This window comes from Klebsiella sp. F11 (genome assembly GCF_056712265.1).
In genome coordinates, this window is the sequence record NZ_CM160060.1 from 85743 (window position 1) to 108468 (window position 22726).

General features: G+C 53.1%; 18 protein-coding genes and 12 pseudogenes. 18 read left to right on the top strand and 12 right to left on the bottom strand.

What is annotated here, in order from left to right; genetic code table 11:
• The first annotated feature begins 40 nt into the window (after positions 1–40).
• From AC1M2H_RS00495 to AC1M2H_RS00515, 5 genes and pseudogenes are all read left to right on the top strand, one after another.
• Positions 41–724, top strand: coding sequence for an alpha/beta fold hydrolase (locus AC1M2H_RS00495; RefSeq protein WP_480152307.1), 684 nt, complete (start codon positions 41–43; stop codon positions 722–724).
• Between the two features lie 28 nt (positions 725–752).
• Positions 753–1490, top strand: a complete 738-nt coding sequence (locus tag AC1M2H_RS00500) for an SDR family NAD(P)-dependent oxidoreductase (RefSeq protein ID WP_480149903.1) — start codon at positions 753–755, stop codon at positions 1488–1490.
• Positions 1491–1598: 108 nt separating this feature from the next.
• Positions 1599–2467, top strand: a pseudogene (locus AC1M2H_RS00505) (IS3 family transposase); the annotation flags it as partial.
• 16 nt (positions 2468–2483) lie between these two features.
• Positions 2484–3670, top strand: a protein-coding gene (locus tag AC1M2H_RS00510; protein WP_480152061.1) for an IS3 family transposase whose coding sequence is annotated in 2 segments (ribosomal slippage) — positions 2484–2760 and positions 2760–3670 — 1188 coding nt in all. Because the reading frame shifts where the segments join, the coding sequence is not laid out codon by codon here.
• A 10-nt stretch (positions 3671–3680) separates the two neighbouring features.
• Positions 3681–4238: pseudogene (locus AC1M2H_RS00515) on the top strand (IS30 family transposase); the annotation flags it as partial.
• A 137-nt stretch (positions 4239–4375) separates the two neighbouring features.
• Here AC1M2H_RS00515 and AC1M2H_RS00520 read toward each other — a convergent pair.
• Entirely contained in the window at positions 4376–5095 is a 720-nt protein-coding gene (locus AC1M2H_RS00520; protein WP_480149904.1) for an NUDIX hydrolase, read from the bottom strand.
• Positions 5096–5291: 196 nt separating this feature from the next.
• On the opposite strand from AC1M2H_RS00520, the gene prs reads away from it, so the two are divergent.
• Together prs and AC1M2H_RS00530 are read left to right on the top strand one after the other, a co-directional pair.
• Positions 5292–6161, top strand: a complete 870-nt coding sequence (gene prs / locus AC1M2H_RS00525) for a ribose-phosphate diphosphokinase (protein ID WP_480149905.1) — start codon at positions 5292–5294, stop codon at positions 6159–6161.
• A 4-nt stretch (positions 6162–6165) separates the two neighbouring features.
• On the top strand, positions 6166–7656 hold the full coding sequence (locus AC1M2H_RS00530) for a nicotinate phosphoribosyltransferase (RefSeq protein ID WP_480149906.1): 1491 nt from the start codon (positions 6166–6168) through the stop codon (positions 7654–7656).
• 120 nt (positions 7657–7776) lie between these two features.
• On the opposite strand, the pseudogene AC1M2H_RS00535 reads toward AC1M2H_RS00530, so the two are convergent.
• A pseudogene (locus AC1M2H_RS00535) lies at positions 7777–7953 on the bottom strand (DDE-type integrase/transposase/recombinase); the annotation flags it as partial.
• A 172-nt stretch (positions 7954–8125) separates the two neighbouring features.
• Between AC1M2H_RS00535 and AC1M2H_RS00540 the strand changes: the two are divergent.
• Positions 8126–8377, top strand: a pseudogene (locus tag AC1M2H_RS00540) (IS6 family transposase); the annotation flags it as partial.
• A gap of 85 nt (positions 8378–8462) precedes the next feature.
• Here the strand turns inward: AC1M2H_RS00540 and AC1M2H_RS00545 are convergent.
• From AC1M2H_RS00545 to AC1M2H_RS00560, 4 genes and pseudogenes are all read right to left on the bottom strand, one after another.
• Positions 8463–8541 (bottom strand): annotated as a pseudogene (locus AC1M2H_RS00545) (IS1 family transposase); the annotation flags it as partial.
• Positions 8542–8573: 32 nt separating this feature from the next.
• Positions 8574–8801: a deaminase domain-containing protein gene (locus AC1M2H_RS00550; protein ID WP_480149907.1), complete on the bottom strand. Its 228-nt coding sequence runs from the start codon at positions 8799–8801 to the stop codon at positions 8574–8576.
• Entirely contained in the window at positions 8798–8917 is a 120-nt protein-coding gene (locus AC1M2H_RS00555; protein WP_480149908.1) for a hypothetical protein, read from the bottom strand. Before AC1M2H_RS00555 ends, AC1M2H_RS00550 begins: the two co-directional genes overlap by 4 nt.
• Positions 8914–9366 (bottom strand): hypothetical protein, encoded by a 453-nt coding sequence (locus tag AC1M2H_RS00560; protein ID WP_480152308.1) that lies wholly within the window; start codon positions 9364–9366, stop codon positions 8914–8916. Before AC1M2H_RS00560 ends, AC1M2H_RS00555 begins: the two co-directional genes overlap by 4 nt.
• Before the next feature lie 52 nt (positions 9367–9418).
• Between AC1M2H_RS00560 and AC1M2H_RS00565 the strand changes: the two are divergent.
• Positions 9419–10009 (top strand): annotated as a pseudogene (locus AC1M2H_RS00565) (IS110 family RNA-guided transposase); the annotation flags it as partial.
• Between the two features lie 37 nt (positions 10010–10046).
• Here the strand turns inward: AC1M2H_RS00565 and AC1M2H_RS00570 are convergent.
• Positions 10047–10307: pseudogene (locus AC1M2H_RS00570) on the bottom strand (integrase core domain-containing protein); the annotation flags it as partial.
• Between the two features lie 95 nt (positions 10308–10402).
• Between AC1M2H_RS00570 and AC1M2H_RS00575 the strand changes: the two are divergent.
• Positions 10403–11608: an IS256 family transposase gene (locus AC1M2H_RS00575; protein ID WP_480149910.1), complete on the top strand. Its 1206-nt coding sequence runs from the start codon at positions 10403–10405 to the stop codon at positions 11606–11608.
• Between the two features lie 93 nt (positions 11609–11701).
• Positions 11702–12888 (top strand): IS3 family transposase gene (locus tag AC1M2H_RS00580; protein WP_480151901.1). Its coding sequence is split into 2 segments (ribosomal slippage): positions 11702–11978 and positions 11978–12888, totalling 1188 coding nucleotides; the frame shifts between segments, so codons are not numbered across the junction.
• A gap of 7 nt (positions 12889–12895) precedes the next feature.
• Here AC1M2H_RS00580 and AC1M2H_RS00585 read toward each other — a convergent pair.
• Positions 12896–13848, bottom strand: a pseudogene (locus tag AC1M2H_RS00585) (IS3 family transposase); the annotation flags it as partial.
• Positions 13849–13951: 103 nt separating this feature from the next.
• Here AC1M2H_RS00585 and AC1M2H_RS00590 point away from each other — a divergent pair.
• The 7 genes and pseudogenes from AC1M2H_RS00590 to AC1M2H_RS00620 all read left to right on the top strand — a co-directional run.
• Positions 13952–14503: pseudogene (locus tag AC1M2H_RS00590) on the top strand (IS256 family transposase); the annotation flags it as partial.
• Positions 14430–15616, top strand: a protein-coding gene (locus tag AC1M2H_RS00595) for an IS3 family transposase (protein WP_480151836.1) whose coding sequence is annotated in 2 segments (ribosomal slippage) — positions 14430–14706 and positions 14706–15616 — 1188 coding nt in all. Because the reading frame shifts where the segments join, the coding sequence is not laid out codon by codon here. The pseudogene AC1M2H_RS00590 and the gene AC1M2H_RS00595, both read left to right, overlap by 74 nt.
• A 4-nt stretch (positions 15617–15620) precedes the next feature.
• Positions 15621–15863: pseudogene (locus tag AC1M2H_RS00600) on the top strand (transposase); the annotation flags it as partial.
• A gap of 86 nt (positions 15864–15949) precedes the next feature.
• Complete coding sequence (gene tnpA, locus AC1M2H_RS00605) at positions 15950–16363, top strand: IS66-like element accessory protein TnpA (protein ID WP_480148419.1); 414 nt, start codon at positions 15950–15952, stop codon at positions 16361–16363.
• A complete protein-coding gene (gene tnpB / locus AC1M2H_RS00610; protein WP_191939720.1) occupies positions 16360–16710 on the top strand; it encodes an IS66 family insertion sequence element accessory protein TnpB in 351 nt (116 codons plus the stop codon). The genes tnpA and tnpB overlap by 4 nt, the downstream gene beginning before the upstream one ends.
• 30 nt (positions 16711–16740) lie before the next feature.
• Positions 16741–18333, top strand: coding sequence for an IS66 family transposase (tnpC, locus tag AC1M2H_RS00615; protein WP_480148900.1), 1593 nt, complete (start codon positions 16741–16743; stop codon positions 18331–18333).
• A gap of 31 nt (positions 18334–18364) precedes the next feature.
• Positions 18365–18757, top strand: a pseudogene (locus AC1M2H_RS00620) (transposase); the annotation flags it as partial.
• A 158-nt stretch (positions 18758–18915) separates the two neighbouring features.
• Here AC1M2H_RS00620 and AC1M2H_RS00625 read toward each other — a convergent pair.
• The 4 genes and pseudogenes from AC1M2H_RS00625 to AC1M2H_RS00640 all read right to left on the bottom strand — a co-directional run.
• Entirely contained in the window at positions 18916–19857 is a 942-nt protein-coding gene (locus tag AC1M2H_RS00625) for an Rpn family recombination-promoting nuclease/putative transposase (protein ID WP_480149911.1), read from the bottom strand.
• 122 nt (positions 19858–19979) lie between these two features.
• Entirely contained in the window at positions 19980–20600 is a 621-nt protein-coding gene (locus AC1M2H_RS00630) for a recombinase family protein (protein ID WP_480149912.1), read from the bottom strand.
• A 283-nt stretch (positions 20601–20883) separates the two neighbouring features.
• A protein-coding gene (locus AC1M2H_RS00635; protein WP_480151872.1) for an IS3 family transposase occupies positions 20884–22091 on the bottom strand; the annotation gives its coding sequence in 2 pieces (ribosomal slippage) (positions 20884–21770 and positions 21770–22091; 1209 coding nt in all).
• A 382-nt stretch (positions 22092–22473) separates the two neighbouring features.
• Positions 22474–22725 (bottom strand): annotated as a pseudogene (locus AC1M2H_RS00640) (winged helix-turn-helix domain-containing protein); the annotation flags it as partial.
• Position 22726 lies beyond the last annotated feature (1 nt).

The window sequence follows — 22726 nt, forward strand, 5'->3', positions numbered from 1 at the left end:
CGCAGTCAGTGACCTGAAAGTAACGGTTCGTTCCATCCAGATGTGGAGCCAGTCTAACCGCGTAAGCTTGCTGGGATGGGCAACCGGTGGACAATGGGGAGGCGCTTATGCATCTCAGTATCCGCATACAGTTAAAAGCCTTATTTTATATAACAGTCTTTATGGAGGAAGCAGTCATCATCCCACACTAGGGTATGGTTCTCCTCTCGACACCCCAGGGCATTCTGGGAATTTTAATACCGAAAAATTTGGAGGATGGCGCCTGAACACGCGGAAAAGCCTGTTTACGGCCTGGGATAACAGCATTCCTGTGAAAGATAAGAGTCGGTGGCGGGATGACGCTGTGAAACGTGCTTATGGGGATGCCGCTTTAGACTCTGACATAACATCATGGGACAGAACACCTCCGTCTTTCCGGGCACCGACTGGTGCATTGGCGGACAGTTTTGAGCTGGCAACGGGCAGAAAGCAGTGGTCGGCAAATTCTCTTGTTTCGGTTCCTGTCTTGTTTATCCGTTCCGCGCTGGATTTCTGGAGCCGACCTGAAGACGTGGATGCCGTTCTTGAAGATGCTCCTGTAGCAGAGGCGGTATTGATTCCACAGGCTACTCACTTTGTACATTTAGATCGCAGTACGTCGGGCAGAAGTTTTTTCCTTTATTCAGTCATTAAATTCCTGACCAACCAACCAACCAACCAACCAACCAACCAACCAACCAGATAAATTCTGAATAAATGAGGTCTATATACAGATGGCTATTGAACAAAAAAAAGCGATTGTAACCGGAGGCAGCAGTGGCATAGGTTTTGGAATAGCGAAAAGCCTCGTTAGGGACGGTTATCTCGTCACCATTATGGGAAGGAACGAAGCGACGCTTCAGGCTGCTGTGACAGAGCTGGGCTCTTCTGCCTCCTGGAAGCGGGTCGATGTCAGCAAGAGCATGGACGTGCGGGCAGCTATTGCCGAAACCGGGCGAATTGATGTGCTAGTGAACGCCGCCGGATTTACTCGTAGCGTCAGCCTTGATACCTCATCCGATGAAGCAGAATCTAGCTGGGATGAGGTTGTCGGAGCCAATCTCAAGGGGAGTTTTTTGATGGCTCATAGTGCATCCAGCCTTCTGACGAGTCCCGGGGGCCGTATCATCAATATCAGCTCCATAGGAGCACAAAGAGGTGGCAGCCGTCCTGGCAGTCTTGCTTATGCAGCCGCAAAATCAGGTCTTCACGGGTTAACCTATGCCCTTGCCCGTGAGCTTGCTCCCCGGGGAATCACGGCGAATGTCATTGCGCCGGGATTTATCGCTGAAACTGGCTTTACCAGAGCGTGGCCTTCAGAGCGCGTGTCTGCCATCGTCTCAGAGACGCCCATGGGGCGTCCAGGAACCCCAGCCGATATTGCTGGAGCAGTTATGTGGCTGGTTTCCGAGGCGGGTTCTTTTGTCACTGGCGCTATCATCCCTGTTAACGGAGGATGGCGAATGGGATAAGAATATGACGCAGATATACCCAAAAAACTTCAAGGTGTAGTGGCACACTGATACTGGCCACCTGGTCGGAGGTGATATGCTCACCCCAACAACACGACAGGTGATCAAATGGCTAAACATTTCACGGCAGAATTTAAGCTCGAAGCAGCAAAGCTGGTTGTCGACCACGGCTATACCTACTTAAAGGCCGCTGAGGCGGTTAATGTCAGCCATTCAGCTATTACCCGCTGGGTTAATAAGCTGAAACTCGAGCGCCAGGGTAAAACGCCTGCCGGACTTCCTCTGACGCCAGAGCAGCTCGAGTTGCGTGAAATGAAGAAATAAATCCAACGTCTTGAAATGGAAAATGAAATCCTAAAAAAGGCTACGGCTCTCTTAATGTCGGACTCACTCAACGGTTCACGGTAGTCGACAGGCTGAGAGCGCGGTATCCGGTTTCCGCGTTGTGCCAGACTTTTGAAGTTCATCGCAGCAGCTACAGGTACTGGCAGGCTTCGGCCAATGAGCCCGACGGTGAGCGCGTGGCTAAACACAGCCAGGTTATGGAGGCCTGGAACGCCAGCGGCGGCTCTGCCGGTGCCCGAAGCATCGCTTCCATCGTCACCAGGGACTCTGGTGTCAAAATGGGACGCTGGCTGGCCGGTAAGCTGATGAAAGAGCTGGACATAGCCAGTTGCCAGGTACCGGCGCACAAATACAAACGCGGCGGCAACGAACATGTTGAGATACCCAACCATCTCAACCGCCAGTTCGCGGTCACCTCACCAGACCTGGTCTGGTGCGGTGACGTGACCTACATCTGGACGGGAAAATGCTGGGCGTATCTGGCGGTCGTGCTGGATCTGTTCGCCCGTAAACCGGTGGGCTGGGCGATGTCGACGTCGCCGGACTCGGCACTGACGGTCAAAGCGTTGCAGATGGCCTGGGAACTACGCGGTCGGCCAGCGGGCGTGATGTTCCACAGCGACCAGGGCAGTCTGCTGTGGTCGAATAATCAGGACACTAAACTTACATCCAAAATGGAGGTGTTTAGTGAATCAGAAGCGAAAGTTTACGCCAGAATTTAAGAAGGAAACGGTGGCCCTGGTGCTGACGCAAAATTACTCCATTGCGCGTGCCGCAACTTCTTTGGGGATCAGCGCCAAAACATTGCGCAGTTGGGTCGCCGCCGCGCGCCAGCGCCATGAAAGTCCGCTTAGTGAAGATGAACAAGCTGAACTCCGAAGGCTACGTCTAGAAAACAAAGAGTTACGCATTGAGAAGGAAATATTAAAAAAGGCGAGCGCCTTCTTTGCGAAGCACATGTCGTGAGATACCAGTTTATCCTCGATAACGCAGGTAATTACAGGCTACGGACGCTTTGTCGCGTGATGCGCATTAGCCCGTCCGCATGGTATGCCTGGCGAAAAAAGCCGATAGCCTGCCCGTCGAAAGATACCGCAGTCAGGGTGATGCTCAAGGCGTTATTCTCTGCCAGTCGGGAAAGTGCCGGGAGCCGAACGCTGGTTAAAAAGCTCCGTGAAGAAGGCGTCACCATAAGTCGTTGGTGCGTTAGAAAAATCATGAGCGAAGAGGGACTTCTCTGCCGGCAACGCCGTGCCTGGAAGGTCACAACGAAACCGAAGAAAGGGGCTGATTTTGCACCAAATCTGTTGAATCAGAACTTCAATCCTCCCGGACCGGACCAGATATGGGTGAGTGATATTACGTATCTGAAAACGGGTGAAGGCTGGTTGTACCTGGCTGCGATCATGGATTTATATTCCCGCCGGATCGTCGGTTGGCACATTGACAAGAGAATGACATCGTCGCTGGTTTGCCGGGCTCTCATGCAGGCTTACAACCTGCGCAATCCACCGACAGGGCTGGTCGTCCATACCGATCGTGGAGCGCAGTATACCAGCAAGCGCTTCCAAACGCAGTTAACCAGTTACGGACTCAGAAGCAGCATGGGAGATGTTGGCGCCTGCTGGGATAACGCGGTAATGGAGCGTTTTTGGGGCAGTTTGAAACATGAATGGGTGCTGTTGATCCCGCAGCAGACGCGGGCAGGTATGAAACGTGATGTTGCAGACTATATGCGTTATTACAATCTTGACAGAAACCATGCTTCGAATGGGTATTTATCGCCAGTGCGATATGAACAGATGGCTGAGAAAAAAGTGTCCTGTTTAAATTGACCAGATAAGTAAGCGCCGGTATCGCAAAGGATATGGCAAAAAGCGGAGCCCGATACCTGACGCCGTGTCCATCGAGCAGAGACCAGCCGTTGTTGATACCCGCAGCCGACTGGCGGACTGGGACGCGGATCTTGTTTTGGGCAAGCAAGGCACTGGCGCAATCGTTACGCTGGTCGAGCGTAAAAGACGAATGTATCTGACGAAAAAAGTGTTTTCGAAAGACTCGTCCGAGGTGGCCGCCGCCATTATCTCGATGCCGGGCGGCTACAAAGATGTCTGCCATACCATCACGTTTGACAATGGCAGGGTGTTTACCCGGCACAAAGAGATCGCGGCAGCGCTGGAAACGGAAACCTACTTCGCTCACCCCTATGCCTCATGGGAGCGGGGTCAGAACGAAAATACTAATGGCCTGTTGAGGCAGTTTATCCCGAAAGGGACTGACCTGACGGCGGTTACGGATGAGGAGCTCCGCAGGTACCAGGGAGCGTTGAATAGCAGGCCACGAAAATGTCTGGGGTTCCGGCAACCTTCAGTGGTTTTTGCAGAGCTAAGAATGGCGGCTTAGCGTTGCACTTCGAACTTGAATCCACCAGGTCGTAACGAGTCATAGTTAAAAATGATGAGGAAACAGCCGGTTAGTATAACTCATGGGATTAAGGGACACAGCCTAGTAAGGGGCGTCCATCACACCACTACATACGGCTAATCGGTAAGCAGGTTACGGGAAAAGAGATGAATATCGACACCGGGTTTACGTCGCCACAGCCGCGCTTTCCGCGCGCCAGTTGCTGCTGTTTTCCCGGTCTCCTCAAACATCCCTGATGCTTCGAAGCGCCGGATCAAGCTTTTTCGCTGGATAGGCTGACCAAGGATGATTTCCGTTGCATCCAGTAGCTGACCATGAGTAAATGTATCTGGTAAACAGTAAACAGGTAATAAAGAATACATCGTTTTTTGACGTAATCGATGCAGCCCGGCGTCGATTATCTTTTTATGATCGAAGGCTAGTGAATAGCCGTCCAGCTGTTCCACCGGCACCCAGCTGGCATCGCTGACGCTGGCAATATGCGGCTGACAATCGCACCATGAGATTAATGCAAACCAGGCGATAGTCAGACTCCAGCCACGCGGATCGCGATCCGGGCCAGAGAAAGTGTCCAGCTGTTCCAGCCATGAGGGGGTAACACCGGTTTTCTCCGTCAGCTTCCGACATGCAGTTGCTCGCGTCGAGTCGTCGTGCTTCATGTCGATAAAGCCGCCGGGTAGCCCCCACAGACCCTTCTTGGGCTGGTTTGCCCGCTTGACCAGCAGCACACAAAGCGACCGTTGATGCAAGGTGAACAGGACGCTGTCCACAGTGACCAGCGGCGATGGGAAACGACTGGCGTCGTAGTGATTCAGGTAGTCGGCATCGGTGACCATAAAGCACTCGCAGCAGAAAAACAACGCTCACAAGTGTACCAGCCGCTTTCAGGGCAGCAAGCTTCTATTTTAATATTATTTTTCAGATGATTAATCTTGGTATTGGATTGAGCTAAATTTATCACTTGCATTTAATGTGTCTTAAGGACATTATTAATTTTGTCTTAGGGACACGATTTGATAGAAAGAGGTCATTATGAGCGAAAAGTTTACACTACAACTGGATAATAAGGCCTTTACGATTGCCAGTGCCGTCTATCCTGATGGCGCAGTTTGGCTGAAGGTGCGCGATGAACTGCCGTCAACCGCCCGTCTGATGCGCATCCGGGCGGTTGCTCTACGCGACATGAATGATTTTATGCTGTTGGCGCAGTTGGTGGAGGCTGTACGCCATGTGACCGACGTGGAGTTTAGTCATCTGGAACTCCCTTGGCTGCCGTGGGCACGTCAGGATCGCCATATGGTGCCGGGTGACAGCTTTGCCTTGAAGGTCTTTGCCCATCAGCTTAATGCTCTTGGCTTTGACAAAATTTTGGTTCTTGACCCGCATAGTGATGCTGCGGCGGCTGCAGTCAATAATATGGTTGCTATTGCTCAGGAGCACTGTCTTCTACAAAGCGCTGTTCTGCGTCAAGCCATTGCTGCCGGGAAGCTGATACTGGTGGCGCCGGATGCCGGCGCGCTGAAGAAAATTCATCCTGTCGTTAAAGCCTGCGGAGCTGGGGAGTTCGCGATCCTCAGTAAAGAGCGTGATCTTGCCAGCGGCGCATTGACTGGCTTTTCCCTGTTGGCCGGGGATGTAGCGGGTAAAGATGTCCTTATTGTCGACGACCTGTGCGATGCAGGCGGCACCTTTATCGGCTCGGCACAGGTACTGCGAGAGGCTGGCGCCCGCAGCGTGAGTTTGTATGTCACCCACGGCGTTTTTTCCAAAGGTATAGAGCATCTGCTGAATAACGGCATCGATGCTATTTACACCACTACCTCTTTTACTTCTCAGGCCTTGGCTCACCCGCAGCTGGAGCTAATCGATATTGATGCCATTTACCGTACACATTGGAGATAACAAGATGAAAATCAATCCGATTCTGGCTATTGACGGTTATAAGGTTTCCCATCACATGCAGTACCCACAGGGTACAACGAGGGTTTATTCTAACTTCACGCCGCGTAGCGATCGTTTTTTTCAGTCGCCGCTGGCGGATGGCAAGCTAGTGTTTTTTGGTTTGCAGGGTTTTATGCAGTGGTTTTTGGTGGATTTATTTAACGAAGCTTTTTTTGCACGCCCGGAAGAGGAGGTCGTTAGCGAGTATAAGCAGGTGATGGACGGTTATCTGGGTCGCGACGCGGTTGATGTGGGGCATATTCGCGCGCTGCATCGATTGGGGTATTTACCGCTGCATATAAAAGCGCTGGACGAAGGGATGAAAGTACCGATGAGAGTACCGGTGCTGACCATTACCAATACGCAGGCTGAGTTCTTTTGGCTGGTAAACTATCTGGAGACTGTGCTTTCTGCGGAGCTGTGGAAAGCGTCAACCAATGCCACCATTGCCCATCACTATCGTCTGATTTGCGAACGCTGGGCGGAGAAAACCTGTAATGACCTTGCTCACCTCGATTTTCAATGTCACGACTTTTCATTTCGTGGAATGTCCGGGCTACATGACACCGCGCTCTCGGGCTGCGGACATCTGGTTAGCTTCAAAGGTACTGACAGTCTGCCTTCGCTGTTGTATGCCCGCAATTATTACACCAGCAGCGAAGATGAGCTTATCGGTGCCAGCATTCCAGCCACGGAACATAGCGTGATGTGTATGGGCGAGCGCGAGCAGGAAATAGAGACTTTTCGTCGGCTGATTACCGATGTACACCCGCAGGGGTTCGTCTCTATCGTTTCGGATACCTGGGACTACTGGCAGGTGCTGACTGAATATACCCGCGAGCTGCAGGCGATTATTATGCAGCGTCAAGGGCGAGTGGTATTCCGTCCGGACAGCGGAGATCCGGTTAATATTCTTTGCGGAACCTCTGCTGATGACGACACTCGAAGCGAACGCAGCGCCGAGGAAAAAGGATCCGTTGAGGTGTTGTGGGAAATCTTCGGAGGCACGATCAACGAAAAAGGGTACAAAGTGCTCGATTCTCACGTTGGCCTGATTTACGGAGATTCTATTACTCTCGCCAGAGCCAATGAGATCCTGCGGCGCCTGGAAGCGAAAGGTTTTGCCAGCTCTAACATAGTATTCGGCGTGGGGTCATTTACCTACCAGTACAATACTCGCGATACCTTTGGCTTCGCGATGAAGGCGACCTGGGGGGAGGTGAATGGCGAGGGGAGAGCCCTCTTCAAGGAGCCGAAAACCGACAATGGCCTCAAACGTTCGGCGCGCGGTCTGCTACGCGTTGATAGGGATGCTATGGGAGAACTGCAGCTGCACGATGGACAAACGCAGGAACAGGAACTACAGGGAGAGTTAAAAACGCGCTTTCTTGACGGCAAACTGTACGGCTATGAATCGCTTTCGCAGATCCGTGCCCGACTGGCGGCTCAGCGTTAAGCTGCGGCAAAAAGGGTTAAAAAAGATTCTGTCGCATTAAGACGCCGTCAGGTAACATGCTGTTTTTTTGGTTCTGTCGCATTAACGACAACAGGTCAGCAGAAGTCATGTTGTCTTTTTTTAGGCGGCCAACAGATAAAATTGCTCTGCAGGCGACAATCCTTCGCCCGCAGGATGATGAAGCTGTCCTTTACGGATCATTTTTACCAGCTCAATGCCTGCCAACAGGCACCGGGCCCGCCGAAACGATTTGAATCCTGGCATCGGTCGCGTCCGTCGTTTGATGTTCCGGTGATCGGGGTTTGAGGGCCAACCGTACGAAAATGTCCTGTTTCGGACGCCCTTTAGCACTGCTGTCCAAAACTGAGTGAAATTTCACGAGGCCAATGTTATGTCAAAAAAAACGGCACTGTTGCAAAAATCTGCTGGTGATAAACTCATCTTCACCTTTTTGCTGACGGAGCAGCACATGAACCCATTCAAAGGCCGGCATTTTCAGCGCGACATCATCCTGTGGGCGGTACGCTGGTACTGTAAATACGGCATCAGTTATCGTGAACTGCAGGAGATGATGGCCGAACGCGGTGTCAACGTTGATCATTCCACGATTTACCGCTGGGTTCAGCGTTATGCACCTGAAATGGAAAAACGGCTGCGCTGGTACTGGCGTAACCCTTCCGATCTGAACCCGTGGCACATTATCGCGAACTTTGCAACAGTGCCGTTTTTCGTCCATAAATCAACCTGCTTTTGATGTTGGATTGAACATATCAAAATCAGGCAATTACACAAATCTATGTACAGGCTCCCGGAAGCCGAATGCCCGTTACGAATGACATTCTGTGTTCTGGTACAACGTGGGCATACCACATCAATCTTTGCCATCAGAAATCCAAAAAGCAAAGCATACTACAACACTAAATTTGAGTCATGACCCATTTTTTTGCTCCTGGCCTCAAAACAATACCGTTGTTATCCAAAACATCTACTTTAATGCCGGGGTATTTATGCTGGAATTGTTCAATCACACCTAGGCAACTCCCACAAGCAGGACGTTCTGTAAAGATATACTCACGATACTTCAAGATGCATGTTGTGTTGCCACAAAGTGCCGTTGTTATGACGGACTCACAAGATGGCATCATGCATCTTGAAGTTTATTGGGTATAGTTACAGACCCTTTTGCAGCGACGTTTTTACCTAGCTTATCAGCAAGATTATCAAGTATTTTATATTCGGAATCGGTATTGCGTGCTATCAATTCCCCTGCCTTATTAGGGAGTTCACTATATTTGAAATTGTTGCCCCCTTACCTACAAGACCTTTTCCTGCAGTACTGACACTACTGTGTGCCGCCATTTCCTTAGGCATGCCTTCTACATTGATGCTGGCCACTGCGACGTTACCACTGCGTTTCGGATCTGATGGCAAACCAGCCCTCAATTCTGTGACCCTGCTCTTAAACGTAGCCGCCTGCTGAATAGTCTTCTCATTGACCAGATACCCTTTCCAGGCGCTGGTTGGCCCTACCAGTTTGGATGACAGGTACTGGTTGCCGACGTTCGCTTTACCCATACCGGCAAACGTACTGGCGATAGAAACCGCCATCACCGAAGCATTCACCCGGTTCGGTGACCACCCGGTCAGTTTGCTGATTTGTTCATGGTTAGGAAACCCAATAAGGGCCGATTGAGTTAATGAGATGGTCACTCCCTTCTTCTCGGAACTATGCTGAGGGTAGGCTTTCATTCGGAGAACTATCATGGAAAACATTGCGCTCATTGGTATCGACCTGGGTAAAAACTCTTTCCACATCCATTGTCAGGATCGCCATGGAAAAGCGGTTTATCGCAAAAAATTCACCAGACCAAAACTGTTTGAATTTCTGGCAACATGCCCGGCAACAACCATCGCGATGGAGGCCTGTGGTGGTGCTCATTTTATGGTGCGTAAACTGACCGAGCTGGGTCATACACCAAAGCTAATCTCGCCCCAGTTTGTTCGCCCGTTCGTCAAAAGTAACAAAAACGACTTTGTTGATGCAGAAGCCATCTGCGAAGCGGCATCACGACCGTCAATGAGGTTTGTTCAGCCCAGAACGGAGTCTCAGCAGGTGATGCACGCCTTGCATCGGGTAAGAGAATCGCTTGTCAGGGATAAGGTGAAAACCACCAATCAGATGCATGCTTTTTTACTGGAGTTTGGTGTCTGCGCCCCAAAAGGTCCTGCGTTGATAAAGAATTTTGCAGAAATTCTGGAGACAAACAAATTTCCGCCCTACCTTGCAAGATTACTGCAGAAGCTGCGTGAGCATTATGATTATCTCCTTGAACTAATTACAGATCTGGATACTTGATCTTGACCCGCCATCTCCGGACAGCTTTTGTATCTTAAGTTAACGATGCCCGCTGCCGCCGGTACTCTCTCGGAGAGTGATATCCCAGCGCACTGTGCGGGTGATTTTCATTGTAGTGATTGAACGCCGCTGCAAGGTTCTGTAGCGCTGTTCCCACATCTGGTTTTGGCATGAACGCGATGTAATCTTCCTTCATCGTTTTCACGAACCGTTCGGCCATGCCGTTACTTTGTGGGCTGCTCACCGCTGTTGTACACGGCTCCAGATTCAGTTCTCGCGCGAACGGTAGAGTCTTAGGACGTGGTGTAAATTCGGAAGGATGGTGAGAGCCATCGGCTTATCCGGTAAGGTAATAATGGTATGAAGACATTATCCAAAAGGAACAAACCGATGGCTGACAACAGCATGACATTCACCAATACCCTGATGCAACCCGGCGGTGAGGACTTTCTGCGTGAACTCACCGCATTTATGCTCAACCGCATCATGGAAGCCGATGTCACCCAGCGCATCAACGCGGAGCCCCATGAGCGCAGTGATGAGCGTGAGACCTACCGCAACGGCTATCGTGACCGCCAGTACAACACCCGGCTCGGTACGCTGGACCTGCGCATCCCGAAGCTGCGGGAAGGCTCGTACTTCCCGTCCTTCCTCGAGGCCCGCAGGCTGTCGGAGAAGGCGCTCAACGCGGTTATCCAGGAGGCGTGGATAAATGGCGTCTCCACCCGCAAGGTGGACGCCCTGGTCCGGTCGATGGGAATGACCGGCATCTCCCGCAGCCAGGTGTCGTCCATCTGCCGCGGCATCGATGAGCGTGTGCAGGCCTTCCTGCAGCGACCGCCGGAAGGGGAATGGCCCTACCTGTGGCTGGATGCGACCTACGTGAAGGTCCGCAAGAACGGCCGGGTGGTCAGCGTGGCCGTTATAATCGCCTGCGCGGTCAGCCTGGACGGTCGCCGGGAGATTATCGGGATGGGTATCGGCGAGTCAGAAGCCAAAGCGTTCTGGCTGGCCTTCCTGCTGAACCTGAAGGAACGCGGCCTGGAAGGCGTGAAGCTGGTTATCTCCGACTCGCACAGCGGGCTGAAAGCGGCAATACAGCAGGTGTTCTGTGCCAGCTGGCAGCGCTGCCGGGTCCACTTCATGCGTAATGTGATGGGGCGCGTCAGCAGGGCGAACCAGTCAGTGGTGCGCGCGGCGCTGCAACAGGTGTTCGTGCAGACCGATGAGAAAAGTGCCCATGCGACCTGGCGTGAGGTCGCCGGCCAGCTGGAAAAAAGCGCGCCGGCAGTCACGGAGATGATGGACGAGGCGGAAGCAGACGTGCTGGGGTACTTCGGCTTCCCGAAAGCGCACCGGGTGAAAATCCACTCCACGAACACACTGGAGCGTCTGAACAAAGAGGTGAAACGGCGTGCTGATGTGGTGGGTATCTTCCCCAACGAAGAGAGCATCATGCGGCTGCTGGGTGCGGTGCTGACGGAGCAGAACGAAGAATGGCTGTTGCAGAACCGCTACCTGCCACAACACAGCATGGCGGAGATAGACCAGACTGGTGAAACCGAAGTAATCGAAGCGCTGCCACTCAGCGCATAACGGGCCCATTACCGGACCGGAAGACTGTAACTGAATTTACACCACCTTGACGGACTCGACCGCGCGAACTTCTTCGTTTGCTGTGGTCGAATAATCAGGACACTAAACTTACATCCAAAATGGAGGTGTTTAGTGAATCAGAAGCGAAAATTTACGCCAGAATTTAAGAAGGAAACGGTGGCCCTGGTGCTGACGCAAAATTACTCCATTGCGCGTGCCGCAACTTCTTTGGGGATCAGCGCCAAAACATTGCGCAGTTGGGTCGCCGCCGCGCGCCAGCGCCATGAAAGTCCGCTTAGTGAAGATGAACAAGCTGAACTCCGAAGGCTACGTCTAGAAAACAAAGAGTTACGCATTGAGAAGGAAATATTAAAAAAGGCGAGCGCCTTCTTTGCGAAGCACATGTCGTGAGATACCAGTTTATCCTCGATAACGCAGGTAATTACAGGCTACGGACGCTTTGTCGCGTGATGCGCATTAGCCCGTCCGCATGGTATGCCTGGCGAAAAAAGCCGATAGCCTGCCCGCCGAAAGATACCGCAGTCAGGGTGATGCTCAAGGCGTTATTCTCTGCCAGTCGGGAAAGTGCCGGGAGCCGAACGCTGGTTAAAAAGCTCCGTGAAGAAGGCGTCACCATAAGTCGTTGGCGCGTTAGAAAAATCATGAGCGAAGAGGGACTTCTCTGCCGGCAACGCCGCGCCTGGAAGGTCACAACGAAACCGAAGAAAGGGGCTGATTTTGCACCAAATCTGTTGAATCAGAACTTCAATCCTCCCGGACCGGACCAGATATGGGTGAGTGATATTACGTATCTGAAAACGGGTGAAGGCTGGTTGTACCTGGCTGCGATCATGGATTTATATTCCCGCCGGATCGTCGGTTGGCACATTGACAAGAGAATGACATCGTCGCTGGTTTGCCGGGCTCTCATGCAGGCTTACAACCTGCGCAATCCACCGACAGGGCTGGTCGTCCATACCGATCGTGGAGCGCAGTATACCAGCAAGCGCTTCCAAACGCTGTTAACCAGTTACGGACTCAGAAGCAGCATGGGAGATGTTGGCGCCTGCTGGGATAACGCGGTAATGGAGCGTTTTTGGGGCAGTTTGAAACATGAATGGGTGCTGTTGATCCCGCAGCAGACGCGGGCAGGTATGAAACGTGATGTTGCAGACTATATGCGTTATTACAATCTTGACAGAAACCATGCTTCGAATGGGTATTTATCGCCAGTGCGATATGAACAGATGGCTGAGAAAAAAGTGTCCTGTTTAACTTGACCAGATCAGTTTCATGCGCGGTGTACGCTGAACCGTTATCTGTCAGCCACTGCACTGGTTTACCCGGCAGCGTGCTACCGAAGCGCCTTTCCACTGACCTCAGCATCACATCCTGTACCGTTGAACTGTCGTAGCCTCCCGTGCTCGCTGCCCAGTCTATGGCCTCCCGGTCGCAACAGTCCAGTGCGAACGTCACCCGAAGCTTCTCGCCGTTGTCACAACCGAACTCGAAGCCGTCTGAACACCAGCGCATATCGCTTTCCGCTACCGCGATTTTGCCTTTATGCTCCCGCTTCGGACGCTCTGGTTTATCACGCAACAACAGCAGGTTATGCTCGCTCATTATCCTGTAAAGCCGTTTGGCGTTCACCGGTGGAAGTCCCTCTACACGGCGTTGCTTACGCAGGATACCCCACACCCGCCGGTAACCGTAGCTGGGCATGTCGCTGATGATGCCGAGGATCTCCGACAGTATCTCTGCATCAGCTTCGTCATTACGCCGGTTGCTGCGCCTGTCCTGCCAGTCGGCAGAGCGGCTCACCCGCAGTGATAACTGCGCACGCGACACGCTCATGGTGCGACTAACCAGAGCTATTCCCCGTCCTTTGGCAACAAGGGCGCGTGCGCTATCCATTTTCGCGACTGGCCGTACTCCACCGCTTCTTTGAGGATCTCAACTTCCATCGTCTTCTTACCCAGGAGACGCTGTAGTTCCCGGACCTGTTTGAGTGCAGTCGCCAGCTCCGAAGCCGGAACCACTTCCTCTCCGGCCGCAACGGCGGTGAGGCTACCTTCCTGATATTGCTTCTTCCATTTAAACAGCAGACTGGGCTGAATACCGTGCAGACGAGCAACGTGGGAGACATTCATACCCGGCTCCATTGTTTGCTGGATGATGGCAATTTTCTCTTGCGGAGTCTTACGCTTACGGGCTTCTTGCCCTAACAGGATCCCGGTCATCTCAAAATTAACATGGTTGTTAGACATATATTTAAGCCTATCTCTTATCTGGAGATACAGCTACTGTCCGGTGTTTCAGGGGGCTACATCAGTCACCCAGCGCATCAACGCGGAGCCCCATGAGCGCAGTGATGAGCGTGAGACCTACCGCAACGGCTATCGTGACCGCCAGTACAACACCCGGCTCGGTACGCTGGACCTGCGCATCCCGAAGCTGCGGGAAGGCTCGTACTTCCCGTCCTTCCTCGAGGCCCGCAGGCTGTCGGAGAAGGCGCTCAACGCGGTTATCCAGGAGGCGTGGATAAATGGCGTCTCCACCCGCAAGGTGGACGCCCTGGTCCAGTCGATGGGAATGACCGGCATCTCCCGCAGCCAGGTGTCGTCCATCTGCCGCGGCATCGATGAGCGTGTGCAGGCCTTCCTGCAGTGACCGCCGGAAGGGGAATGGCCCTACCTGTGGCTGGATGCGACCTACGTGAAGGTCCGCAAGAACGGCCGGGTGGTCAGCGTGGCCGTTATAATCGCCTGCGCGGTCAGCCTGGACGGTCGCCGGGAGATTATCGGGATGCTGTGGTCGAATAATCAGGACACTAAACTTACATCCAAAATGGAGGTGTTTAGTGAATCAGAAGCGAAAGTTTACGCCAGAATTTAAGAAGGAAACGGTGGCCCTGGTGCTGACGCAAAATTACTCCATTGCGCGTGCCGCAACTTCTTTGGGGATCAGCGCCAAAACATTGCGCAGTTGGGTCGCCGCCGCGCGCCAGCGCCATGAAAGTCCGCTTAGTGAAGATGAACAAGCTGAACTCCGAAGGCTACGTCTAGAAAACAAAGAGTTACGCATTGAGAAGGAAATATTAAAAAAGGCGAGCGCCTTCTTTGCGAAGCACATGTCGTGAGATACCAGTTTATCCTCGATAACGCAGGTAATTACAGGCTACGGACGCTTTGTCGCGTGATGCGCATTAGCCCGTCCGCATGGTATGCCTGGCGAAAAAAGCCGATAGCCTGCCCGCCGAAAGATACCGCAGTCAGGGTGATGCTCAAGGCGTTATTCTCTGCCAGTCGGGAAAGTGCCGGGAGCCGAACGCTGGTTAAAAAGCTCCGTGAAGAAGGCGTCACCATAAGTCGTTGGCGCGTTAGAAAAATCATGAGCGAAGAGGGACTTCTCTGCCGGCAACGCCGTGCCTGGAAGGTCACAACGAAACCGAAGAAAGGGGCTGATTTTGCACCAAATCTGTTGAATCAGAACTTCAATCCTCCCGGACCGGACCAGATATGGGTGAGTGATATTACGTATCTGAAAACGGGTGAAGGCTGGTTGTACCTGGCTGCGATCATGGATTTATATTCCCGCCGGATCGTCGGTTGGCACATTGACAAGAGAATGACATCGTCGCTGGTTTGCCGGGCTCTCATGCAGGCTTACAACCTGCGCAATCCACCGACAGGGCTGGTCGTCCATACCGATCGTGGAGCGCAGTATACCAGCAAGCGCTTCCAAACGCAGTTAACCAGTTACGGACTCAGAAGCAGCATGGGAGATGTTGGCGCCTGCTGGGATAACGCGGTAATGGAGCGTTTTTGGGGCAGTTTGAAACATGAATGGGTGCTGTTGATCCCGCAGCAGACGCGGGCAGGTATGAAACGTGATGTTGCAGACTATATGCGTTATTACAATCTTGACAGAAACCATGCTTCGAATGGGTATTTATCGCCAGTGCGATATGAACAGATGGCTGAGAAAAAAGTGTCCTGTTTAACTTGACCAGATCAGGATGGATATCGGCGAGTCAGAAGCCAAAGCGTTCTGGCTGGCCTTCCTGCTGAGCCTGAAGGAACGCGGCCTGGAAGGCGTGAAGCTGGTTATCTCCGACTCGCACAGCGGGCTGAAAGCGGCAATACAGCAGGTGTTCTGTGCCAGCTGGCAGCGCTGCCGGGTCCACTTCATGCGTAATGTGATGGGGCGCGTCAGCAGGGCGAACCAGTCAGTGGTGCGCGCGGCGCTGCAACAGGGTAAGCGTAAACCCAGTGCCGTATGTAGCCATTAAACCAGTACTGGTAACTTAGACGCCCACTTGTTACAGACGGACATCTAAGTATGGAATCCCAATACTGGCGAAAAGAACCCCGCAAGAATTATTCGAATGACTTCAAGCTCCGTATGGTTGAACTGGCTTCCCGTCCCGGCGCCTGCGTTGCTCAGATTGCCCGTGAAAACGGCGTTAATGATAACGTCATCTTCAAATGGCTGCGGCTCTGGCAGAATGAAGGCCGCATATCGCGCCGCCTTCCGGCTACCGTAGTGACTTCATCACTACCAACGATACTACCTGTTGAGGTTGTACCTGATCCGACTCCATCTGGCAGGATGAACACTGAGCCAGCTCAGTTCTCAGCGCTGAACGCCTCCTCCTGTTGCGTCGAGTTCCGCCACGGCAAAATGACGCTTGAGAACCCGTCACCGGAGTTGCTGGCCGTGCTGCTCCGCGAGCTGACCGGGAGAAGCCAATGATATCCCTCCCGTCAGGCACCCGTATCTGGCTGGTTGCTGGCGTCACGGATATGCGTAAATCGTTCAATGGACTGGGCGAGCTGGTACAGCATGCACTTGATGAAAATCCGTTCTCCGGGCACCTGTTTATCTTCCGTGGCCGCAAAGGTGACACCGTGAAGATCCTCTGGGCTGATGCTGACGGTCTGTGCCTGTTTACCAAACGGCTGGAGGAAGGCCAGTTCATCTGGCCTGCTGTACGCGAGGGTAAAATCGCCATCACCCGCTCACAACTCGCCATGCTCCTCGATAAGCTGGACTGGCGTCAGCCAAAAACAGCCCGACTTAACTCACTGACAATGTTGTAAAAAGAGCATGACCGCATTATAAATGAGGTCATGAGTCAGGACTATATCGCCCGTATCGCCGCGCTGGAAGACGCGCTTCGCCAGAAAGACAGTCGGCTCAGCCTCGTTGCAGAGACTGAGTCGTTCCTGCGTTCTGCGCTGGCCCGCGCAGAAGAGAAAATAGAGAACGAAGAGCGCGAAATAGAGCATCTGCGGGCACAGATAGAAAAACTACGGCGGATGCTGTTCGGTACCCGCTCCGAAAAACTTCGCCGACAGGTTGAAGACGCCGAAGCCCTGCTGAAACAGCAGGAGCAGCAAAGCGATCGTTACAACGGCCGGGATAACGATCAGCAGGTTCCGCGTCAGCTTCGACAGTCGCGCCATCGCCGTCCTCTGCCTGACCATCTTCCACGCGAAATAAACAGGCTGGAGCCCGCCGAAACCTGCTGTCCGGACTGCGGCAGCGATATGGCATACCTCAGAGAAGTCAGCGCAGAGCAACTGGAGCTGGTCTCCAGCGCTCTGAAAGTGATCCGCACGGTCAGGGTGAAAAAGGCCTGCACCCGATGCGACTGCATCGTTGAAGCGCCTGCGCCATCACGCCCTATCGATCGGGGTATCGCCGGTCCGGGTCTGCTGGCCCGGGTGTTAACGGCCAAATACTGTGAACACCTGCCGCTATATCGCCAGTGCGAAATCTTTGCCCGTCAGGGCGTGGATCTGAGCCGGGCTCTGCTCTCCAACTGGGTGGATGCCTGTTGCCGGTTGATGATCCCGCTGGATGAGGCTCTTTACCGCTACGTGATGGACTGCCGCAAACTGCATACGGATGACACTCCGGTGCCGGTACTGGCACCGGGCAGAAAGAAGACGAAAACCGGGCGCATCTGGACGTACGTTCGCAATGACCGGAACGCGGGGTCGTCAGACCCGCCCGCAGCGTGGTTCGCCTTCTCGCCGGATCGGCAGGGGAAACATCCTCAACAACATCTTCGCCATTACCATGGCGTTCTGCAGGCCGATGCCTTCGCTGGTTACGACAGGTTGTTCAGTGCAGAGCGTGACGGCGGCCCGCTAACAGAAGCAGCCTGCTGGGCCCACGCGCGCCGAAAAATCCACGACGTCTATATAAGTACTCAGACGGTCACAGCAGAGGAAGCCCTGAAACGTATCGGTGAACTGTACGCGGTAGAAGAGGAAATACGCGGCCTCCCGGCAACTGAGCGGCTGGCAGCCAGGCAGTCCCGGAGTAAGCCGCTGCTGGCATCCCTGCATGTGTGGTTGGAGGAGAAAAGCGCAACGCTGTCGAAAAAATCCCGGCTGGGGGAGGCGTTCGCATATGCCCTGAACCAGTGGGATGCGCTGTGCTACTACTGCGATGATGGCCTGGCAGAGCCTGATAACAACGTGGCAGAACGCGCGCTGCGAGCTGTCTGCCTTGGCAAGAAAAATTATATCTTCTTCGGGAGCGATCACGGTGGTGAGCGTGGAGCCCTGCTGTACGGTCTGATCGGTACGTGCAGGCTGAATGGCATCGACCCGGAGGCTTACCTACGCCATATCCTGAGCGTTCTGCCGGAGTGGCCCAGCAACAAAGTGGCTGAACTTCTGCCCTGGAACGTGGATCTCACCAATAAATAGCCGTCAATACGGCACTCGCTGAACGCTTACGCAACAGGTGTTCGTGCAGACCGATGAGAAAAGTGCCCATGCGACCTGGCGTGAGGTCGCCGGCCAGCTGGAAAAAAGCGCGCCGGCAGTCACGGAGATGATGGACGAGGCGGAAGCAGACGTGCTGGGGTACTTCGGCTTCCCGAAAGCGCACCGGGTGAAAATCCACTCCACGAACACACTGGAGCGTCTGAACAAAGAGGTGAAACGGCGTGCTGATGTGGTGGGCATCTTCCCCAACGAAGAGAGCATCATGCGGCTGCTGGGTGCGGTGCTGACGGAGCAGAACGAAGAATGGCTGTTGCAGAACCGCTACCTGCCACAACACAGCATGGCGGAGATAGACCAGACTGGTGAAACCGAAGTAATCGAAGCGCTGCCACTCAGCGCATAACGGGCCCATTACCGGACCGGAAGACTGTAACTGAATTTACACCACCTTGACGGACTCGACCTTTAATCGCTGTGGCTGGCAGGCAGAGCCTGAAGAGTGTGCCTCCCTGTCCCACCAGTTTACGCTGATACCAGACTGGGTGTGTGAGGAAAGGATGATTAGTGGCGGATCTGCGCAAGGTCGTCAGCGGTCAGACCGGTCATCTTCATGACCGAATCGAGATCGAGGCCATTGACCAGCATGGCACGGGCAATTTTCAGCGAGGCTTCACGCTCACCTTTTTCGATACCACGTTGTTCACCCAACTGGATGCCCTTCTCGATGCCCTTCTCGATGCCCTTCTGCTCAAGCTGTTGTGCGATGGTCATGAGTGCGTCTCCGTGTTGCGGCACACGCTGTGCCAGTTCGCGTACAAAGGCTTCGGCGTCCGATGTTTCGCCTGCCTGTACGATATAGTGTACCAGCGATAATACCTGGGATGAAGAAAGATATCCGGCCAGCAAAATCGCCGCCAGCCTGTCCACCAGTTCTGCAAGGTCCCGATGATGAATATGCTTCTGCAGCAGGGTCAGAGCAGCCATACTGCGGTGGCCGGCAATTTCCTCATCCGGAATGACGGTCACATCAACCAGCGGAAAAGGACGGGTGTAGAGTCTGCCTGCAAGTTCCGGGTCGTCAAACCCGTCGAGCCACCGGGTGGAGTACGGATACGGGCTGCGCTTGCCGCTGTAGAACAGCACCGGAATCACCAGCGGTAATTTCCTGTGGCCCGCGTCAAGGTGGCGCTGCATCGCGGCAATGGCGTAGCGGAACATTCTGGAGGCCATGTGTTTATCCGGGGAAGACTGATGCTCGATGAGAACATGAATGTATCCCTCACCGGAGGTGGTTTTCAGGCTGTAGAGGACATCGCTGAAATACTGCCGCAGGTCATCCTCGACAAACGAACCGGATTCCAGTTTCAGCGTGCTGAGGTCGCAGATGGCGCGTAACTCTGTAGGGAGATGGAGTTCCATGAAATCCCGGGCAATATCCGGCTGGGTCAGAAACTGCCGGAATGTGGCATCGTGGGGAGTGGGAGTGCTGCTTTTTTTCTTCATCAACCCTGGCTCTGAAAAATGACCCGGTTATGTTATCACAGCGCGGAAAACGCTGACACAGGCAGAGAGCGGAATGCCCACGGCTTCAGAGGACGGTGCCGGGGTGGTCCTGCACCTCTTCTTTACGCTTTTTCTTTGTTGCAGACGCGAATTACAGTCATTCTGGATACGCCTGCCAGGCGGGCAGTTTCCCGCAGCGATTTTCCATGAGCCAGGCGTAAAGTGCGTATCAGGTCATGTTTCTGCGCATCGGCCACCCTGCCCCGGTATCTGCCCTCCGCCTTTGCCTTACTGATGCCTTCCGCCTGACGACGTCGCCGGTCCTCGTAATCTTTTCTTGCGATGGCCGCAAGCATATCCAGCATCATGCCATTGACGGCCTTCAGCATGCTGCGGGTAAAATCATCGCTGGCGACACGGGTCAGCGCCAGATGGCTGGTTGGCAGGTCAAGACTGACTATGGCCAGCTGTTTGTCGGTGAGCTGTTTTCTGAGAGTCTCCCAGCCGGCATCATCCAGGCGTGTAAGTCTGTCGACCTGTTCGATGAGAATGACATCACCGGGTTCCGCATCCTCAAGAAGCCTGACCAGTTGAGGGCGGTTCATTGTCGTTCCGGATACATTATCAATATACCAGCCGGCAATACGTTGACCGTGCTGGTTAGCGAATGCTTTCAGTGCATTTTTCGCACGACTGGCATCCTGCTCTGATGTCGATGCCCGGAGATAACCGAAAACGAACATTTTTTGGCCTTGTGGTAACGTTTAAGTGGTATTGGTATTCATGGTATCACTTATGTGGTCACAATAATATGAGAGTTCCTGTTTATGAATGGTATACATGAAGTATATTCCAATGTGACCGACTGACGCGCCTGCCGGGCTTGTCCAACCTCTCGCCTGCTCAAAAACGAGTTTGAACAGACTCACGGTTTTGTATCACGCGTATTAATCCTGATTTCTTTATTGCCTGGACTGCCTGTTTGCATTTGATCTTGACCCGCCATCTCCGGACAGCTTTTGTATCTTAAGTTAACGATGCCCGCTGCCGCCGGTACTCTCTCGGAGAGTGATATCCCAGCGCACTGTGCGGGTGATTTTCATTGTAGTGATTGAACGCCGCTGCAAGGTTCTGTAGCGCTGTTCCCACATCTGGTTTTGGCATGAACGCGATGTAATCTTCCTTCATCGTTTTCACGAACCGTTCGGCCATGCCGTTACTTTGTGGGCTGCTCACCGCTGTTGTACACGGCTCCAGATTCAGTTCTCGCGCGAACTTCTTCGTTTCATGCGCGGTGTACGCTGAACCGTTATCTGTCAGCCACTGCACTGGTTTACCCGGCAGCGTGCTACCGAAGCGCCTTTCCACTGACCTCAGCATCACATCCTGTACCGTTGAACTGTCGTAGCCTCCCGTGCTCGCTGCCCAGTCTATGGCCTCCCGGTCGCAACAGTCCAGTGCGAACGTCACCCGAAGCTTCTCGCCGTTGTCACAACCGAACTCGAAGCCGTCTGAACACCAGCGCATATCGCTTTCCGCTACCGCGATTTTGCCTTTATGCTCCCGCTTCGGACGCTCTGGTTTATCACGCAACAACAGCAGGTTATGCTCGCTCATTATCCTGTAAAGCCGTTTGGCGTTCACCGGTGGAAGTCCCTCTACACGGCGTTGCTTACGCAGGATACCCCACACCCGCCGGTAACCGTAGCTGGGCATGTCGCTGATGATGCCGAGGATCTCCGACAGTATCTCTGCATCAGCTTCGTCATTACGCTGGTTGCTGCGCCTGTCCTGCCAGTCGGCAGAGCGGCTCACCCGCAGTGATAACTGCGCACGCGACACGCTCATGGTGCGACTAACCAGAGCTATTCCCCGTCCTTTGGCAACAAGGGCGCGTGCGCTATCCATTTTCGCGACTGGCCGTACTCCACCGCTTCTTTGAGGATCTCAACTTCCATCGTCTTCTTACCCAGGAGACGCTGTAGTTCCCGGACCTGTTTGAGTGCAGTCGCCAGCTCCGAAGCCGGAACCACTTCCTCTCCGGCCGCAACGGCGGTGAGGCTACCTTCCTGATATTGCTTCTTCCATTTAAACAGCAGACTGGGCTGAATACCGTGCAGACGAGCAACGTGGGAGACATTCATACCCGGCTCCATTGTTTGCTGGATGATGGCAATTTTCTCTTGCGGAGTCTTACGCTTACGGGCTTCTTGCCCTAACAGGATCCCGGTCATCTCAAAATTAACATGGTTGTTAGACATATATTTAAGCCTATCTCTTATCTGGAGATACAGCTACTGTCCGGTGTTTCAGGGGGCTACATCAGAAATTCCGAAATGAATATATGCCCATCTGTTTCCAAAACATGCTTTTGTTGAGTAGTAAGCATCATGCATGCTCGATTTTTATACGATTAATGCAGTTTATAACTTACCTCATTTCGATGCAAAACAATTAATGATTTTGCAGATAACTCATCACAATCTAAATGAAAAATATTTATCTTTATTAATCAATTCATTAGGTGGTGATAGGTGAGTGCGGGGTGACGAATATTCTTCACTAATGGTGAAGAATGGGCGTAAAGAACCGGCTTTCGCCGGTTCGAATTGGTCATTACGCCGTTCTTTCTCCGCATTTCAGCAGCCAGTCAGCGTTGCTTTCCTCCCTGAGGGTCAGGTTGGTCTGCATGTCCTGATTTGTCCGTCGTTTATCTTAATTCAGTCCGTACTCTTTCAGCATTAACGGCAATCCAAGTCCAAACATTTTCAGACTGAGCACATTTTTGTAACCCTGCGATTCCATATAGACCAGATAGGCGTGATAGAGATAGTTACGTGGCTGGCGCGGGATGATAGCGGCGCAGCCT

Coding starts and splice junctions, on each gene's coding strand:
- AC1M2H_RS00495 (WP_480152307.1), top strand. CDS start 41: ATGTGGAGCCAGTCTAACCGCGTAAGCTTGCTGGGATGGGCAACCGGT.
- tnpC (WP_480148900.1), top strand. CDS start 16,741: ATGAGTCAGGACTATATCGCCCGTATCGCCGCGCTGGAAGACGCGCTT.
- prs (WP_480149905.1), top strand. CDS start 5,292: ATGAGCGAAAAGTTTACACTACAACTGGATAATAAGGCCTTTACGATT.
- tnpB (WP_191939720.1), top strand. CDS start 16,360: ATGATATCCCTCCCGTCAGGCACCCGTATCTGGCTGGTTGCTGGCGTC.
- AC1M2H_RS00550 (WP_480149907.1), bottom strand. CDS start 8,801: ATGATGCCATCTTGTGAGTCCGTCATAACAACGGCACTTTGTGGCAAC.
- AC1M2H_RS00500 (WP_480149903.1), top strand. CDS start 753: ATGGCTATTGAACAAAAAAAAGCGATTGTAACCGGAGGCAGCAGTGGC.
- AC1M2H_RS00575 (WP_480149910.1), top strand. CDS start 10,403: ATGGCTGACAACAGCATGACATTCACCAATACCCTGATGCAACCCGGC.
- tnpA (WP_480148419.1), top strand. CDS start 15,950: ATGGAATCCCAATACTGGCGAAAAGAACCCCGCAAGAATTATTCGAAT.
- AC1M2H_RS00520 (WP_480149904.1), bottom strand. CDS start 5,095: ATGGTCACCGATGCCGACTACCTGAATCACTACGACGCCAGTCGTTTC.
- AC1M2H_RS00625 (WP_480149911.1), bottom strand. CDS start 19,857: ATGAAGAAAAAAAGCAGCACTCCCACTCCCCACGATGCCACATTCCGG.
- AC1M2H_RS00630 (WP_480149912.1), bottom strand. CDS start 20,600: ATGTTCGTTTTCGGTTATCTCCGGGCATCGACATCAGAGCAGGATGCC.
- AC1M2H_RS00530 (WP_480149906.1), top strand. CDS start 6,166: ATGAAAATCAATCCGATTCTGGCTATTGACGGTTATAAGGTTTCCCAT.